The sequence below is a fragment of the Modestobacter excelsi genome, from assembly GCF_005930495.1.
Lineage (GTDB): Bacteria > Actinomycetota > Actinomycetes > Mycobacteriales > Geodermatophilaceae > Modestobacter > Modestobacter excelsi.
Genome location: NZ_SJEX01000015.1, coordinates 1 through 16066 on the forward strand (window position 1 = coordinate 1; position 16066 = coordinate 16066).

Below are 16066 nucleotides of genomic sequence, written 5' to 3' on the forward strand. Positions count from 1 at the left end.
GGGTGTCATCTTCACAGTGTTACGGCGGTCATGGCGAAAGGGAAACGCCCGGTCTCATTCCGAACCCGGAAGCTAAGCCTTTCAGCGCCGATGGTACTGCCCGGGGGACCGGGTGGGAGAGTAGGACGCCGCCGGACATAACTCCCAGGAACGGGGTCACAGCAATCTGCTGTGACCCCGTTCCTGCATTCCCGGGCATGTCCCGGGCATTGCCCGGGCTGCGGGATGGGAGCTCGCTTTCCGCGCCGAAAGCAACCTCACCACCTCACCGGCACCCGGTCCCGCGCTCCCACGCGCGCAAACACCCCTACTCACGCGCGAAAGCGTGCTCAGGTCGGTGGGGCCGATCCCGGTGGGGGTCGTCGGCATACGTCAGGACGGAACTGCGGCTGGTCAGCGGCGGCGGTCGGGTGGCGCGGTCGTCGCTCCGACGTTGTCGGCGAGCCACTGGTTGAGGCCGGCGCAACAACGCCAGGCATCCCGGACGTGCTCGAGCGCGGCTCGCGACTGCAGCCAGTCGGCCGGCTCCCAGGACCGGGAGGCGTGCAGCGACTTGTGCCGCAACAGGTCCAGTCGCGGATGGTCCGCGGGGTGGCCGCGGGGCGTCCGCACGAGCCTGTCGCCGTCGATGGCGAAGTCCCGGCCGCGCAGGGACGCGACCTCTGCCTCGAGCCGGGGGCCCTGGACGTCGTCCGCCACCGCGCGCCGGTAGCGCCCGACCTGGTCGGGCTGCAGCCGCCAGCACCCGCCGGACACCCGCAGCCCGTCGGCGGAGATCTGCACGTACACCGAACCCGCGCCGCGGCCCTCCAGGTGGAGCACTGCTCCCTGGTGCGTCTTGTACGGCGTCTTGTCGTGGCTGGAGCGGACGTCGCGGTAGGGGCGGAACAGCTTGGGCGTACCGAACTCCGGTGCCAGCTCGTCGACGAGCTCCTGCAGAGGCCGCCGGACGTGCTCGTCATAGGCGTCCCGGTGCAGTGCCCAGTAGGCCTTGCTGTTGTCCGCATCCAGGCCCTCGTAGAACACGAGCCCCTCGTCGGGGAAACCGGAGAACGTCACTGCACTCCTCGCTGGTCGATCTCGTCGGGCTGCACGTCGTCCAGCAGGGTGTGCCAGCGGAGCTGCCGCAGCGTCGAGCTCCCGGTGTCCAGGGTGCGCACCCATCCGTCGGTCGCCCAGCCGGCCCCGGTCAGGAAACGCCCCGTGACGTCGTCCTCCTCGGGCAGCCACAGCTGCAGGCGCCGGACCTCCGCCGCGACGGACAGGTCGGTGACGGCGGCGAGCAGTCGGCTGCCGTGACCACGCCGGCCCCAGCGCGGTTCCACCAGCAGCGCGGTGACCTCGTTGGTCGGACCGTCGGGCAGGGGCTGCTCCCCGGGGGAGAGCTCCGCCGGACCGAAGGCGGCGAAGCCGGTCAGCTCCGGGCCGTCCAGGGCGACCAGCACGCCGTGTCCCGGAGTGGGGGGCGTGACCACGGCAGCCCGCCACGCGGCCACGGCAGCGGACTCGTCCCAGTCGTCGAGGACCGCGGGCGGCAGCAGCGCGCGGTACGCCGCCCGCCAGGTCACCACCTGGACCCGCGCGATCGCCTCGGCGTCCTCGGGTCGGGCGAGCCGCACCGACACCTCGGCCCGGCCGGGCAGACCGGGGCGGGGTGAGGACGTCACCGGGGCAGCGTAGGTGTCGGGGTCCGGTGGCGGGACGGTCGTACCCCCACGGCAGGATCGCGACCGTGACGTCGTCCGGAGAGCGCCTGTCCGCGGGGCTGGCCCGACGCATCGCCCTGGCCGCGCAGGGCTTCGCCGACCCTCGCCCCGACGGCGACGTCGGCACCCGCCTGCTCCGCCGGACCGTCGAGCGGCTGGGCGTGGTGCAGATCGACTCGGTCAACGTGCTGTCCCGCTCGCACTACCTGCCGTTCTTCAGTCGGCTCGGCCCGTACCCGCGGACGGCGCTGGACGCGCTGTCCAACCGGCGGCACGACCTGTTCGAGTACTGGGCGCACGAGGCGTCGTTCCTGCCGGTCCGGCTCCAGCCGCAGCTGCGCTGGCGGATGGCCGCGGCCGAGGAGCACGCCTGGGGCAACATGGTGCGGCTGCAGCGGGAGCGCCCCGGGTACGTGCGCGAGGTTCACGACCGGGTGCGGGAGGGCGGGCCGCTGCGGGCCAGCCAGCTGCTCGAGCCGCGCCCCGACCGGCCGGGGTCGATGTGGAACTGGCACGCCGGCAAGGTGGCGCTCGAGTGGCTGTTCTTCACCGGGGCCCTCACCGCGCGGGCGCGCACCGCCGGGTTCGAGCGGGTCTACGACCTCACCGAGCGCGTCCTCCCGCGCGAGGTGGTGCAGGCGCCGACCCCCGACCGCGCCGACGCCGTCCGCGCGCTGGTGGGCACCGCCGTCCGCGCGCTGGGCGTGGCGACCGAGACCGACCTGCGGGACTACTTCCGGCTGCCCGTGGTCGATGCCCGGACGGCGATCGCCGAGCTCGTCGAGGGCGGCGCGCTCCAGCCGGTGCAGGTCGATGGCTGGGACCGGCCGGCCTGGCTGGACCCGGGAGCCCGCCGACCCCGGTGGGTCCGTGCCCGAGCGCTGCTCAGCCCGTTCGACTCCCTGGTCTGGGAGCGGCCCCGGGTCGAGCGGATCTTCGGCTTCCGCTACCGGCTGGAGATCTACACCCCGGCCGCGAAGCGGGTGCACGGTTACTACGTGCTGCCCTTCCTGCTCGGGGACCGCCTGGTCGGCCGGGTGGACCTGAAGGCCGACCGGCAGGCCGGCGTGCTGCGGGTGCAGTCCGCCCACGCCGAGCCGGGGTTCGACGCAGCGGAGGTGGCGTGGGCATTGGCTGCCGAGCTCCGGCTGATGGCCGACTGGCTGGAGTTGGAGCAGGTGGCCGTCGCCGGGGTCGGGGACCTCGCGCCGGCGCTCACCGGTGCCGTCACCGCGGCCGGCTCACCGCTGACCGGGGTTGGTCAGCCGGCGGACGGGGGCGCGGTCGCCGGCGGCTGACCGGCAGCCCGGCGCAACCGCAGGTCGCCGGAGACCGTGGCGAGCCGGACCGTGCGGCTGGCTGCCGAGCCGATCCGCACGTCGGCGGAGGCGGTGCGCGCAGTGGTGGCACCACGGGCACGACACGGGTGAGCCGCGTCGGCCGGCCGGCCCCTCGACGTAGGCTCGTCGCCGTGCCCACCATCGCCCCGCTGAAGGTGCAGGTCGTCGCGCAGACCCACTTCACGCCGCCGGCCGACGTCCCGTGGGAGACCGACGCGGACGGGGGGCAGGCGCTGGCGGAGTTCGCCGGGCGTGCCTGCTACCAGTCCTGGGACAAGCCGAACCCGACGACGGCGACCAACGAGGGCTACCTGCGGCACGTCCTCGAGGTCGGCCACCTCTCGGTGCTCGAGCACGGCACGGTGAGCATGTACCTCTCCGGCGTCTCCCGGTCGCTGACGCACGAGCTGATCAGGCACCGGCACTTCTCCTACAGCCAGCTGTCCCAACGCTACGTGCCCGAGCGGGACGCCGCCGTGGTCGAGCCGGCGGTCATCGCCGAGGACCCGGAGCTGCACGAGCGGTTCCTCGCCGCGACCGACGCGGCGATCGCGGCCTACGAGGAGCTGCTCGAGGGACTGGAGAAGCGGTTCGCCGACGTCCCCAACGCCACGCTCCGGCGCAAGCAGGCCCGGCAGGCGGCCCGTTCGGTGCTGCCGAACGCGACCGAGACCCGCATCGTCGTGACCGGCAACTACCGGGCCTGGCGGCACTTCGTGGCCATGCGCGCCAGCGAGCACGCCGACGTGGAGATCCGCGAGCTCGCCGTCGCCTGCCTGCGCGAGCTGCAGCGGGTCGCCCCGCACGTGTTCGACGACTTCCGGATCAGCGACCTGGCCGACGGGACCGCGGTCGCCGCGAGCCCGCTCGTCGCCGAGGGCTGACCGCTCCCGACCTGCTCCACCCACCGCCGCGACGAGGAGTCGACATGGCCGAGCTCGCCGTCCACCCGGGGACGCCGGAGTCCAGCACCGCCGTGGACACGCAGTACGAGGACCTGCTGCGCCGGGTGCTCGAGACCGGCAGCCCGAAGTCCGACCGCACCGGCACCGGCACCGTCAGCCTGTTCGGTGAGCGCCTGCGCTACGACCTGTCGACGGCCTTCCCGCTGGTGACGACGAAGTCGGTGCACTTCCGGTCGATCGCCTACGAGCTGCTGTGGTTCCTCCGCGGCGAGGGCGACGTCGGCTGGCTCAAGGAGCACGGCGTCTCGATCTGGGACGAGTGGGCGGCCGAGGACGGCAGCCTGGGGCCGGTCTACGGCGTCCAGTGGCGGTCCTGGCCCACGCCGGACGGCGGGTCGATCGACCAGATCACGCAGGTGCTGGACACGCTGCGCGCGGACCCCGACTCGCGCCGGATGCTGGTCTCGGCCTGGAACGTGGCCGCGCTGCCGGAGATGGCGCTGGCGCCCTGCCACGCGCTGTTCCAGTTCCACGTGGCCGACGGCAAGCTGTCCTGCCAGCTCTACCAGCGCAGCGCCGACCTCTTCCTCGGCGTGCCCTTCAACATCGCCAGCTACGCCCTGCTGACCCGGATGGTGGCCCAGCAGGTCGGGCTGGAGCCGGGTGACCTCATCTGGGTGGGCGGGGACTGCCACATCTACACCAACCACCTGCCCCAGGTGCGCGAGCAGCTCTCCCGCGAGGTCCTGCCCTTCCCGCAGCTGACCATCGACCCGGCCCCGTCGCTGTTCGACCACGACTACGCCGACTTCCACCTGCTCGACTACCGGCACCACCCCGCGATCCGGGGTGCGGTGGCCGTCTGATGCTCCGGATGGTCTGGGCGCAGGCCGCCGGCGGCGTCATCGGCGCGGACGGCGCACTGCCCTGGCACCTGCCCGAGGACCTGCGGCTGTTCCGGGCGCTGACCGTCGGCTCGACGGTGGTGATGGGCCGGCGCACGTGGGAGTCGCTGCCGCCGCGGGTCCGGCCGCTGCCCGGGCGGCGCAACGTCGTCCTCAGCTCGACGCTGGACGCCGACGAGGGCGTCGAGGTCGCCCGGTCGGTGGACGACGTCCTGGCGCTGGAGGGTGACGTGTGGGTCATCGGCGGCGGAGCGGTCTACGCGGCGCTCCTCCCGCACGCCGACGAGGTCGTCGTCACGGAGGTCGACGTGCGGCTGCCGGGGGACACCTGGGCACCGTCGCTCGGCCCGGAGTGGCATCCCGGCGCGCGGGTCCCCGCGGCCGGCTGGGCCGGGTCCGGAGCCGGGCTCCGGTTCCGGGTGACGCACCGGCACCGCGGGACGACGGCGTCCGGTCCGGTGCCCCGCGTCCTCGCCGACCAACTGGCGGCGTGGAGCGGCGCCGGGCAGTCCGGTGGCGTCGGTGCGGGCCGGTAGATTCCTGGCATGACCACCGACCCCACCCGGCCGTTCGGGCGCGTCCTCACGGCGATGGTCACCCCGCTCGCCGAGGACGGCACGATCGACCTGGCCGGCGCGCAGGAGCTCGCCGCGCACCTGGTCGACCGCCGGGCGCACGACGGCCTGGTCGTCTTCGGGACGACGGGGGAGTCGCCGACCATCAGCGACAGCGAGCAGCACGCGGTGCTGGAGGCGGTGCTCGACGCCGTCGGTGACCGGGCCACGGTGGTCGCCGGCGTCGGCACCAACGACACCGCCCACTCGATCGAGAAGGCCCAGGCCGCCGCCCGCCTCGGGGTGCACGGCCTGATGGTCGTCACGCCCTACTACAACAAGCCCCCGCAGGCCGGCCTGCTCCGGCACTTCACCGCGGTCGCGGACTCCACCGACCTGCCGGTGATGCTCTACGACATCCCGCCGCGCTCCGTCGTCCCGATCGAGGTCGAGACGCTGGTCCGCGCCGCGGAGCACCCGAACATCGTCGCGGTCAAGGACGCCAAGGGCGACCTCGGCGCCGTGGCCTGGACCAAGGCGCGCACCGATCTGGCGTACTACTCCGGTGAGGACATGCTGAACCTGCCGCTGCTCGCGCTCGGCGCGGTCGGCGTGGTCAGCGTCGTCGGCCACCTCGTCGGGCCGCGGCTGGCCGAGCTGGTCGCCGCGGTGGAGTCCGGCGACCTGGTCAAGGCACGCGCCGTGAACGAGGCACTCCTCCCGGTCTACACCGGGATCTTCCGCACCCAGGGCGTCATCCTGGTCAAGGCGGCGCTGCGTGCACTGGGGCTGCCTGCCGGCCCGGTCCGCCCGCCGCTCGTCGACGCCACCCCCGAACAGCTGGAGCAACTGCGCATGGACCTCGCCGCGGGAGGCGTCACCCTGTGACCGCCTCGAACCTCACGTCACAGCCGCACCTGGACCTCAAGGCGCCGCCCCCGCTGCCGAAGGGCGCGCTGCGGGTCATGGCGCTCGGCGGGCTCGGGGAGATCGGCCGCAACATGGCCGTCCTGGAGTTCGACGGCCAGTTGATGGTCGTCGACTGCGGGGTGCTCTTCCCCGAGGCCGAGCAGCCCGGCGTCGACCTGATCCTGCCCGACTTCGGGGTCATCGAGCACCGGCTCGACGACATCACCGCCGTCGTCCTCACCCACGGGCACGAGGACCACATCGGGGCGGTGCCCTACCTGCTGCGGCTGCGCGCCGACATCCCGCTCGTCGGGTCCCGGTTCACCCTGGCGCTGGTCAAGGCCAAGCTGCGCGAGCACCGGATCGACCCGGTGCTGGTCGAGGTGGCCGCCGGTGACGACCACCTGGCCGGGCCGTTCCACTGCGAGTTCATCAGCGTCAACCACTCGATCCCCGACGCCCTGGCCGTGGCCGTGCACACCCCGGCGGGGACCCTCGTCCACACCGGCGACTTCAAGATGGACCAGCTCCCGCTGGACGGCGTGCTCACCGACCTCGGCGCGTTCGCCCGGCTCGGCGTCGAGGGCATCGACCTGCTGCTGGCCGACTCGACCAACGCCGAGGTGCCCGGCTTCGTCACCTCCGAGCGCAACATCGGCCCGGTGCTGGACTCGGTCTTCGAGCGGGCCAGCCAGCGGCTGATCGTCTCCAGCTTCGCCAGCCACGTGCACCGGATCCAGCAGGTGCTCGACTGCGCGGTCAGGCACAAGCGCAAGGTGGCCCTGGTCGGCCGCTCGATGGTCCGCAACATGGGCGTCGCCCAGGACCTCGGCCTGCTCCGGGTCGCACCCGGGCTGATGGTCAAGCTGGACGAGGCGACCGCGATGCCGCCGGAGCAGGTGGTGCTGATCAGCACCGGCTCGCAGGGTGAGCCGCTGTCCGCGCTGGGCCGGATGGCCCGCGGCGACCACCACCAGGTGACCATCGAGGCCGGCGACACGATCATCCTGGCGTCCTCGCTGGTGCCCGGGAACGAGACCGCGGTCTACAAGGTGATCAACGGGCTGGCCCGGCTGGGCGCCACGGTGATCCACAAGGAGACGGCGATGGTGCACGTCTCCGGTCACGCTCCCGCCGGTGAGCTGCGGACCCTCATCAACGTGGCCAAGCCCCGCTACCTGATGCCGGTGCACGGGGAGTGGCGGCACCTGCGGGCGCACGCCGCGCTGGCCGAGCAGACCGGGATGACCGCCGACCGGATCCTGCTCGCCGAGGACGGCGTCGTCGTCGACCTGGTCGACGGCAAGGCCTCCATCGTGGGCAGCGTCCCGATCGGCAACGTCTACGTCGACGGGCTCAACGTCGGCGACGTCGGCGAGGAGTCGCTGCAGGCCCGGCGGATCCTCGGCGACGAGGGGTTCGTCGCGCTGACCGTCGTCATCGAGCCCTCCACGCGCACCATCGTGCGGCCGGTGCACCTGTCCACCCGCGGCTTCTCCGACGACCCGAGCGCCTTCACCGAGGTCCTCGCACTCGTGGAGAAGGAGCTCAAGCGGGCGATGGAGGACGAGCAGGTGGACGCCCACCGGCTCTCCCAGGTGATCCGCCGGACGGTCGGCAAGTGGGTGTCGGACAAGTACCGCCGCCGCCCGATGATCATCCCCACCGTCCTCGAGGTGTGAGCGGCCCGGGCCGTTGATCACCGCACCACGGTGATCGGCTCGATCCCCTCCCCGGCGGGGAGCTCGAAGCCGAGCACCTGGGCGTGGAAGGACAGCTCGCCGTCCAGGGCGGCCCGGATGTTCTCCGCCTTCCGGAAGCCGTGCTGCTCGCCGGCGAAGAGCACGTAGGCGTGCGGGACGCCCTTCGCCCGCAGCGCGGCGACCATCATCTCGGCCTGCTCGGGCGGCACCACCCGGTCCTCGTCGCCCTGGAAGACCGCCAGCGGGGTGTCGAGGGCGTCGGTGTGGTGGACGGGAGAGCGGGCGGCGTAGACGTCGGCGCCGGACGGCCACGGCGCGATCAGCCCGTCGAGGTACCGCGACTCGAACGAGTGCGTGTCCGCGGCCAGCGCCGCCAGGTCCGCGACGCCGTAGTGGCTGGCACCGGCGGCGAAGACGCCCGGGCGGAAGGTGAGCGCGGCCAGCGTCGTGTAGCCACCGGCCGAGCCGCCCCGGATCGCCAGCTTGGCGGGGTCGACGCGGCCCTGCTCCGCCAGCCACTGCGCGCAGGCGACGACGTCGTCGAGGTCGGTGATGCCCCAGCGGCCCTGCAGCGCGTCCCGGAAGCGCCGGCCGTAGCCGGTGGAGCCGCGGTAGTCGACGTCGGCGACGGTGAAACCGCGCGAGGTCCAGTACTGGATGCCGAGGTCCAGCACCGACCGGGCGGCGGAGGTCGGACCACCGTGCACCAGCACGAGCAGCGGGGGCCGCGCGTCGTCCGGTCCGGTCACCTGCGGGTTGGTCGGCGGGTAGACCAGCGCGTGCGCCTCGCCGACCCCGGAGTCCCGCGGGTCGGTGGGGAAGGTGACGTGCTCGGGGCGGGAGAACCAGGCCGGGTCCAGCCCCAGCTCCCGGGCCGGGCGGAGCACCTCGGCCGTGCCGTCCAGCGCGACCCGCAGCACCACCGGCTCGGAGGCCGGACCGCCCGCGACGCAGACCACGGCGTCCCCGGCCGCCCGCACCTGGCCGAAGCTGGCGTGCTCCGAGGGCAGCTCGCGGACCTCCCCGTCGGGGGTCAGGACGGCGAGCCGGTCGGCGCCGTCCCGGCCGTAGGCGACCACCACCCGGCCGTCGGGCAGCAGGGTGAAGCGGCTCTGCCCGAACACCCACTGCGGACCGGCGATGTCGCTGCCCACGTCGAGGACGAGCTCCACCTCCCCGTGCGGCCGCCGGCGGTACAGCGACCACACGTCCGTGCGGTCGTCGAGCCACCACAGCGACAGGTCCGCGCCCCACACCGGCTGGACCACCGACTCGGCGGGGCCGCCGGCCAGCACGTGGTCGGTGCCGTCGGCGGCCCGGACCACGAGCTGGGCGGTGTCCCACGGCATGTTCGGGTGGTCCCACTGCAGCCAGGCCAGCGTCACGCCGTCGGGCGCGCGCCGGGGGTCGGAGACGAAGTCCGGCCCGCTCACCAGGACGTCGACGGCGCCGTCGGCGGCGATCCGCACCACCTCGTGGACGACCTCGGCCGACGACCCCGAGGCGGTGTGCGTCTCGCGGACGGCCAGGACGCCGTCGCCGTCGGCGGACAGGTCGGCGAACCGGACACCGGCGGGGACGGTGGGCTCCGGGGTCACCGCGACCGGCTCGCTGCTGCCCGGGTCGACCCGGTACAGCCGCTGGTCGGCGTGGTCGGTGAACCAGACGGTGCCCCCGGCCACCGTCCACGCGGCACCGCCGTACTCGTGCACCCGGGTGCGGGCGTTCCACGGCGGGGGGAGGAGGTCGGTGGTCGTCCCGTCCGGGCTGCGCCGCACCAGCACCGTGCGACCGCCCTCGCTCGGCCGGCCCTCGGCCCACCAGACGTCGTCCCCGTCGACGACCACCTCGCCGAGCCGGGCCGCGGCGCGCACGACCAGCTCGGAGGTGATCCGGGTCGGCCAGCTGCCGTAGGGGAGGGTCTGCGTCGTCGGCGTCACGGCAGCGACCGTAGCCGGGGAGGCGCCGACCCGGTCCAGGTCAGCGGCGGACCTCGACCAGCAGGACCCAGGCGGTCGCGAGCCCGCCGAGGAACGCGACGAGGACGACGGGCACCACCCAGTACAGCCCGCCCCCCGCGCCGGCGGACAGGGTCACCCCCGCGGCCAGCAGCCCCGCACCGATCGTCGCGCTGGGCAGCAGCCGGATGAGCACCCAGCTGAGCAGCGGCTCCAGGCTGCCGCGGTTGCTGGGCCGGTTCATCCGCAGCAGCAAGCCGCCCGCGGCCGCGCCGGTGAGCACGAGCTCGCTGCCCAACGCCGCCCGTGGCTGGGCCGGCACCAGGACCAGGGTGCCCACCACCAGGGGGACGAGGAACAGCAGCAGCGCGTTCAGGCTGCGGGCGGTGAGCGCGTCGCCGGCCAGGATCTGCTCGACGTTGATCGACACGGCGACGAAGAGCAGCCCGGTGAGGGCGGCCGAGGCGCCCACGACCGCCACCGAGAAGTCCGCCCAGGGCTCGGTCTGGTAGCCGCTCATGCGGGCGCATCCTGCCGCAGCCATGGGGCCGGCGGCGGCAATCAGGACCGCCCGGTGCCCCTCCGCCGGCTGTGCACCGGCTGGGTCCGCGCCGGACACGCTGCGCGAGATGGGCCGCTGGAGCCGTCGACCGGATTACCGTCTGACGCATGCCTGCTCGCGCGTCGACGTCGAACCGGGCGCCGGCGCGTGGGAGCGGCACCACCCGCCCGCGCTCCGGCAGCACCGCAGCCAAGAAGCGCCCCCCGGCCAAGCGCGGCTCCACCGCCGCCCGGCGGCCGGCCCCGAAGCGGAACCAGAGCACCCTCGCCGGCAGCCTGTGGCGCGGCGCCTCCGGCACGTGGGGTCTGCTGGCCCGCGGCGCCGGCGCCGTCGCGCGGTCGGTCGCCCGGCCGGAGGAGGCCGAGCCGCTCGCCGCCGAGCACCGTCGGGACGGGGTCGGTCTCGCCGTCCTCGGCCTGGCCATCGTGCTCGGCGCGGCGACCTGGACCGACGGGATCGGCCCGGTCGGCGCGGGCCTCGCCGACGCCGTCCGCTGGGCGATCGGCGGGCTCACCGCGGCGCTGCCCGTGGTCCTGTTCCTGGTCGCGCTGCGGCTGCTCCGGCACCCGCCGCACCCGGAGGCCCGCGGCCGGCTCGTCATCGGCTGGGTCAGCGTGGTCGCCGCGGTCGTCGGCATCGCCCACGTCACCGGCCCCGACGTCGACACCGACGACCGGTCCGGCGCCGGCGGCCTGCTCGGCTGGGCGGTCGGCAGCCCGCTGAGCGCGGGCCTGGGCAGCGTCGTCACGGTGCTGCTGCTGGTCCTGCTCGCCTTCTTCGGTCTGCTCGTCGTCACCGCCACACCGGTGCACCAGGTGCCCGAACGGCTGCGCGAGTGGGCCGACCGGCAGCTCGGCCGGGACGACGAGGACGGCGACGACCTCGAGTTCTACGACGACGAGGACGAGGACGAGGAGCCCGCGCCGAAGGCCCGGCGCGGCCGGAAGTCCGCCGCCTCGCAGGTGCAGGACACCCTGGACACCGGCGTCATCGACCACGCGGCGTACGCCGAGGCGCCGCAGGCGGTCGCGCAGGAGCCGGCCGCCGAGGCCGTCCCGGTGGCCTCGGCGCCGGCCCGCCGGGCGCCGATGCCGGTCGACCGGACCGCCCCGCCGGAGGACCTGCCGCCGATCGAGGAGCCCGAGCAGCTCCGCATCGAGCCGGTCGAGGGCACCTACACGCTGCCCTCGGTGAGCGTGCTGCGCCCGGGCACCCCGCCGCGCGCCAAGTCCAAGGCCAACGACGTCGCCATCGAGGCGATCACCGGCGTCCTCGAGCAGTTCAACATCGACGCCGCCGTCACCAGCTACACCCGTGGTCCGACCGTCACCCGCTACGAGATCGAGCTCGGCAACGCGGTCAAGGTCGAGAAGATCACCGCGCTGACCAAGAACCTCGCCTACGCCGTCGCCAACGACAACATCCGCATCCTGGCCCCGATCCCGGGCAAGTCGGCGGTCGGTGTCGAGGTGCCCAACACCGACCGGGAGACGGTCAGCCTCGGCGACGTCATGCGCTCGCAGGTGGCCAAGCAGGACCCGCACCCCATGCTGGTCGGGCTGGGCAAGGACATCGAGGGCGGCTTCGTCTGCGCCAACCTGGCGAAGATGCCGCACCTGCTGGTCGCCGGCGCCACCGGTGCCGGCAAGTCCAGCTGCATCAACTCGCTGCTCACGTCGCTGCTGCTGCGCGCCACCCCGGACCAGCTGCGGATGATCCTGGTCGACCCGAAGATGGTCGAGCTGACGCCCTACGACGGCATCCCGCACCTGATCACGCCGATCATCACCGATCCCAAGAAGGCCGCCACCGCGCTGGCCTGGCTGGTCGAGGAGATGGAGCAGCGCTACCAGGACATGCGGGCCACCGGTGTGCGGCACATCGACGACTTCAACAAGAAGGTCGAGCGCGGCGAGATCACCGCCCCGCCCGGCAGTGAGCGCATCTACCAGCCCTACCCGTACATCCTGACGATCGTCGACGAGCTCGCCGACCTGATGATGGTCGCCCCGCGGGACGTCGAGGAGTCGATCGTCCGGATCACCCAGAAGGCCCGCGCGGCCGGCATCCACCTGGTGCTCGCCACCCAGCGCCCGTCGGTCGACGTCGTCACCGGCCTGATCAAGGCCAACGTGCCCTCGCGGCTGGCGTTCTCCACCTCCAGCCTCACCGACAGCCGGGTCATCCTCGACCAGCCGGGCGCGGAGAAGCTGATCGGCATGGGCGACGCCCTGTTCCTCCCCATCGGGGCGGGCAAGCCGATCCGGGTGCAGGGTGCCTACGTGTCCGACGCCGAGATCGAGGCGGTCGTCGAGTTCACCAAGCGGCAGGCCGAGCCCGAGTACCGGGAAGAGGTCTTCACCGCCGCAGCCGGTGAGAAGAAGGAGATCGACGAGGACATCGGCAGCGACCTGGAGCTGCTCGTCCAGGCCGTCGAGCTCGTCGTCACCAGCCAGTTCGGGTCCACCTCGATGCTGCAGCGCAAGCTGCGGGTCGGCTTCGCCAAGGCCGGCCGGCTGATGGACCTGATGGAGAGCCGCGGCATCGTCGGGCCGTCGGAGGGCTCCAAGGCCCGCGACGTGCTGATCAAGCCCGACGAGCTGGAGTCGGTCCTGTTCACGCTGCGTGGTGGACAGCTGTGAGGGAGGACCCCGCTGGTGCGCCACCCGGCCGGGAGCCGGACGACGCCTAGGATGAGGCAGTGCCAGCTCTGCCCAGCCCCCTGACGTCCCCCGAAGGGCAGCCCCCTGTCGCCACGCCCCGCCGCGTGGCGGTGGTGACCCTCGGCTGCGCCCGCAACGAGGTCGACTCCGAGGAGCTCGCCGGCCGGCTGGCCAGAGACGGCTACGAGCTGGTCGAGGACGCCGACGACGCCGACGCGGTCCTGGTCAACACCTGCGGCTTCATCGAGACCGCGAAGAAGGACTCCGTCGACGCGATCCTCGCCGCGACCGACTCCGGTGCCGAGGTCATCGCCGTGGGTTGCATGGCCGAGCGCTACGGCGCCGAGCTCGCCGGCGCGCTGCCCGAGGCGACGGTGCTCGGCTTCGACGACTACACCGCCATCGGGGACCGGCTCGACGACGTCCTCACCGGCCGCCCGCTCGTGCCGCACACCCCGCGCGACCGGCGGACCCTGCTGCCGATCAGCCCGGTGGAGCGCACCGCGGCGGCCGCGACCGCGGACGCCCCCGCGATTCCCGGTCACGACTGGCTGAAGCGCCGGCGGCTGGCCGGCGGGCCGTCCGCAGCGCTGAAGATCGCCTCGGGCTGCGACCGCCGGTGCTCGTTCTGCGCCATCCCCGCCTTCCGCGGCGCCTTCGTCTCCCGGCCGGCGGGCGAGGTGCTCGGCGAGGCCCACTGGCTCGCCGGCCAGGGCGTCACCGAGATCGTGCTGGTGAGCGAGAACTCGACCTCCTACGGCAAGGACGCCGGCGACCTGCGCTCGCTGGAGAAGCTGCTGCCCCAGCTCGCCGCGGTGCCGGGCATCGCCCGGGTCCGGGTGGCCTACCTGCAGCCGGCGGAGCTCCGGCCCGGGCTGCTGGAGGTCATCGCCGCGACGCCGGGCATCGCGCCCTACTTCGACCTGTCCTTCCAGCACTCCTCGCCCGGGCTGCTGCGCCGGATGCGCCGCTTCGGCGGCACGGACGACTTCCTCGGGATCATCGAGCGGGCCCGCGCGCTCGCGCCCGGGGCGGGCTTCCGCACCAACGTCATCCTCGGGTTCCCGGGGGAGACCGAGGACGACGTCGCCGAGCTCGAGCGCTTCCTCGTCGAGGGCCGGCTGGACGCCGTCGGGGTCTTCGGCTACTCCGACGAGGAGGGCACCGAGGCCCTCGGACTGCCCGGCAAGCTCGACCAGCACGAGATCGACGCCCGGGTGCGGCGGATCACCGACCTGGTCGAGGAGCTCACCGCCCAGCGTGCGGAGGCCCGCATCGGCACCACCGTCGAGGTGCTGCTCACCGAGGACCTCGCCGGGTCCGAGGGTGCCGGCACGTGGGCCGGCCACGCCGCCCACCAGGACCCGGACGCCGACGGGACGACGACGGTCGCCGGGGTGCCCGCCGATGCGGTGCCCGGGCAGCTGGTGACCGCGACGGTGGTGGACACCGAGGGCGTCGACCTGCTGGCCCGGGCCGTCGTCCCGGCGCTCGCCGCGGCTGGGGTCTGACGGACGTGGGCGAGCCGGCGAGCCGACCGGAGAGGGACCGCGTGAGCGCCGTGGTGCCCGACGGCTCGGCGGACCCGGCGGCGACGCCCCCGCAGTCCGTGCGGCTGCTCAACCTGCCCAACGCGCTGACCCTCCTCCGGCTCGCGGTCGTACCGCTGTTCGCCCTGCTGCTGCTCTCCGACGGCGGCATGGACGACGGCCGGCGCGTCTGGGCCACGCTCTTCTTCGCCGGCGCCATCATCACCGACCGCTACGACGGCATGATCGCCCGCCGGACCAACCAGGTGACCGAGTTCGGCAAGCTCGCCGACCCGATCGCCGACAAGGCGCTCACCGGCACGGCGCTGCTCGGGCTGTCGATCCTCGGGCTGCTGCCCTGGTGGGTGACCGTGGTGATCCTGGTCCGCGAGGTCGGGGTCACCCTGCTGCGGTTCTGGGTCATCCGGCACGGGGTCATCGCCGCCAGCCGCGGGGGCAAGGCCAAGACCGTGCTGCAGGCGCTGGCGATCGGGCTCTACATCCTGCCGCTCACCGGCGTGCTGGCCTCGGCCCGCTGGTGGGTGATGGCGGCCGCCCTGGTGCTCACGGTCGTCACCGGCATCGACTACGTCTACCGGGCACTCACCCTGCGGCGCACCAGCGCGCGGGCGCTGCGCGCCGCTGAGGCCCGCCGAGCGGCTGCCGGTGGTGACAGCACACCCGGGAGCACCCGCCGGGACGACGCCGCGTGAGCCGGCCGCCGGCCGAGCCGTCGACCGCGGCACGGGTGCACGCCGGGCTGCTGGCCCGGGGCGAGACCGTCGCGGCGGCCGAGTCGCTGACCGCCGGGCTCCTCTGCGCGACCCTGGCGTCCGTGCCCGGCGCCAGCGGCACGTTGCGCGGGGGAGCGGTCGTCTACGCCACCGACCTGAAGATCGCGCTGGCCGGTGTCCCGGCCGACCTGCTGGCCGAGCACGGACCGGTCAGCGAGCGCACGGCCGCGGCCCTCGCCGAGGGCATCCGCGTCCGCTGCACGGCGACCTGGGGCGTCGGGTTGACCGGCGTCGCCGGCCCCGACCCCGTGGACGGGCACGCCCCCGGGCGGGTCTACCTCGGGCTCAGCGACGGGCTGCTCACCGTCGTCCACGAGCTCGACCTGCCCGGGGACCGCGCCGAGGTGCGTGCCGGCGCGGTGGAGGCCGCGCTGCTGCGGCTGCTCGACCGGCTGGAGGAGCACCCCGTGCCGGCCGGGAACCACTCCGGGTCCGGCGGTGTTACGCCATGAGCGGACGTGCCCCCACCGGGACGGTGACCAGGGTCATGGCCGCGTACGGTGACCACACGGGGTCCTCCGGTCCGTCCGGTCGGTGC

The 16066-nt window shown here is 73.9% G+C and carries 14 protein-coding genes and 1 rRNA gene; 11 read left to right on the top strand and 4 right to left on the bottom strand.

What is annotated here, in order from left to right; translation table 11 throughout:
• The first annotated feature begins 20 nt into the window (after positions 1-20).
• Positions 21-137: ribosomal RNA gene (gene rrf / locus FHL80_RS07520) — 5S ribosomal RNA — on the top strand.
• 256 nt (positions 138-393) lie between these two features.
• Here rrf and FHL80_RS07525 read toward each other — a convergent pair.
• Together FHL80_RS07525 and FHL80_RS07530 are read right to left on the bottom strand one after the other, a co-directional pair.
• On the bottom strand, positions 394-1059 hold the full coding sequence (locus FHL80_RS07525) for a DUF2461 domain-containing protein (RefSeq protein WP_138732832.1): 666 nt from the start codon (positions 1057-1059) through the stop codon (positions 394-396).
• Complete coding sequence (locus FHL80_RS07530) at positions 1056-1667, bottom strand: GNAT family N-acetyltransferase (RefSeq protein WP_138732833.1); 612 nt, start codon at positions 1665-1667, stop codon at positions 1056-1058. Before FHL80_RS07530 ends, FHL80_RS07525 begins: the two co-directional genes overlap by 4 nt.
• Before the next feature lie 65 nt (positions 1668-1732).
• Here FHL80_RS07530 and FHL80_RS07535 point away from each other — a divergent pair, with 65 nt between their 5' ends.
• The 6 genes from FHL80_RS07535 to FHL80_RS07560 all read left to right on the top strand — a co-directional run bounded on the left by FHL80_RS07535 (position 1733) and on the right by FHL80_RS07560 (position 8001).
• The gene (locus FHL80_RS07535) at positions 1733-3004 is read left to right on the top strand and encodes a winged helix-turn-helix domain-containing protein (RefSeq protein WP_138732834.1); all 1272 of its coding nucleotides are present in this window, start codon (positions 1733-1735) and stop codon (positions 3002-3004) included.
• Between the two features lie 173 nt (positions 3005-3177).
• Positions 3178-3930, top strand: coding sequence for an FAD-dependent thymidylate synthase (thyX, locus tag FHL80_RS07540; protein WP_138732835.1), 753 nt, complete (start codon positions 3178-3180; stop codon positions 3928-3930).
• Positions 3931-3974: 44 nt separating this feature from the next.
• Positions 3975-4817 (top strand): thymidylate synthase, encoded by an 843-nt coding sequence (locus FHL80_RS07545; protein WP_138732836.1) that lies wholly within the window; start codon positions 3975-3977, stop codon positions 4815-4817.
• Positions 4817-5392, top strand: coding sequence for a dihydrofolate reductase (locus FHL80_RS07550; RefSeq protein ID WP_138732837.1), 576 nt, complete (start codon positions 4817-4819; stop codon positions 5390-5392). The genes FHL80_RS07545 and FHL80_RS07550 overlap by 1 nt, the downstream gene beginning before the upstream one ends.
• Before the next feature lie 9 nt (positions 5393-5401).
• The gene (dapA, locus tag FHL80_RS07555; protein WP_138732838.1) at positions 5402-6298 is read left to right on the top strand and encodes a 4-hydroxy-tetrahydrodipicolinate synthase; all 897 of its coding nucleotides are present in this window, start codon (positions 5402-5404) and stop codon (positions 6296-6298) included.
• Complete coding sequence (locus FHL80_RS07560) at positions 6295-8001, top strand: ribonuclease J (protein ID WP_138732839.1); 1707 nt, start codon at positions 6295-6297, stop codon at positions 7999-8001. Before dapA ends, FHL80_RS07560 begins: the two co-directional genes overlap by 4 nt.
• 17 nt (positions 8002-8018) lie before the next feature.
• Here FHL80_RS07560 and FHL80_RS07565 read toward each other — a convergent pair whose 3' ends face one another.
• Both FHL80_RS07565 and FHL80_RS07570 read right to left on the bottom strand, forming a co-directional pair.
• Positions 8019-9962 (bottom strand): S9 family peptidase, encoded by a 1944-nt coding sequence (locus FHL80_RS07565; RefSeq protein ID WP_138732840.1) that lies wholly within the window; start codon positions 9960-9962, stop codon positions 8019-8021.
• Between the two features lie 40 nt (positions 9963-10002).
• On the bottom strand, positions 10003-10500 hold the full coding sequence (locus FHL80_RS07570) for a hypothetical protein (RefSeq protein WP_138732841.1): 498 nt from the start codon (positions 10498-10500) through the stop codon (positions 10003-10005).
• A gap of 149 nt (positions 10501-10649) precedes the next feature.
• On the opposite strand from FHL80_RS07570, the gene FHL80_RS07575 reads away from it, so the two are divergent.
• The 4 genes from FHL80_RS07575 to FHL80_RS07590 all read left to right on the top strand — a co-directional run bounded on the left by FHL80_RS07575 (position 10650) and on the right by FHL80_RS07590 (position 15980).
• Positions 10650-13184 carry an FtsK/SpoIIIE family DNA translocase gene (locus tag FHL80_RS07575; protein WP_138732842.1) on the top strand — a complete coding sequence of 845 codons (2535 nt, stop codon included), beginning with the start codon at positions 10650-10652 and terminating at the stop codon, positions 13182-13184.
• Positions 13185-13309: 125 nt separating this feature from the next.
• Positions 13310-14716, top strand: a complete 1407-nt coding sequence (locus FHL80_RS07580; RefSeq protein WP_246078526.1) for a MiaB/RimO family radical SAM methylthiotransferase — start codon at positions 13310-13312, stop codon at positions 14714-14716.
• Positions 14717-14757: 41 nt separating this feature from the next.
• On the top strand, positions 14758-15447 hold the full coding sequence (gene pgsA, locus FHL80_RS07585; RefSeq protein ID WP_138732844.1) for a CDP-diacylglycerol--glycerol-3-phosphate 3-phosphatidyltransferase: 690 nt from the start codon (positions 14758-14760) through the stop codon (positions 15445-15447).
• On the top strand, positions 15444-15980 hold the full coding sequence (locus tag FHL80_RS07590) for a CinA family protein (protein WP_138732845.1): 537 nt from the start codon (positions 15444-15446) through the stop codon (positions 15978-15980). Before pgsA ends, FHL80_RS07590 begins: the two co-directional genes overlap by 4 nt.
• Positions 15981-16066 lie beyond the last annotated feature (86 nt).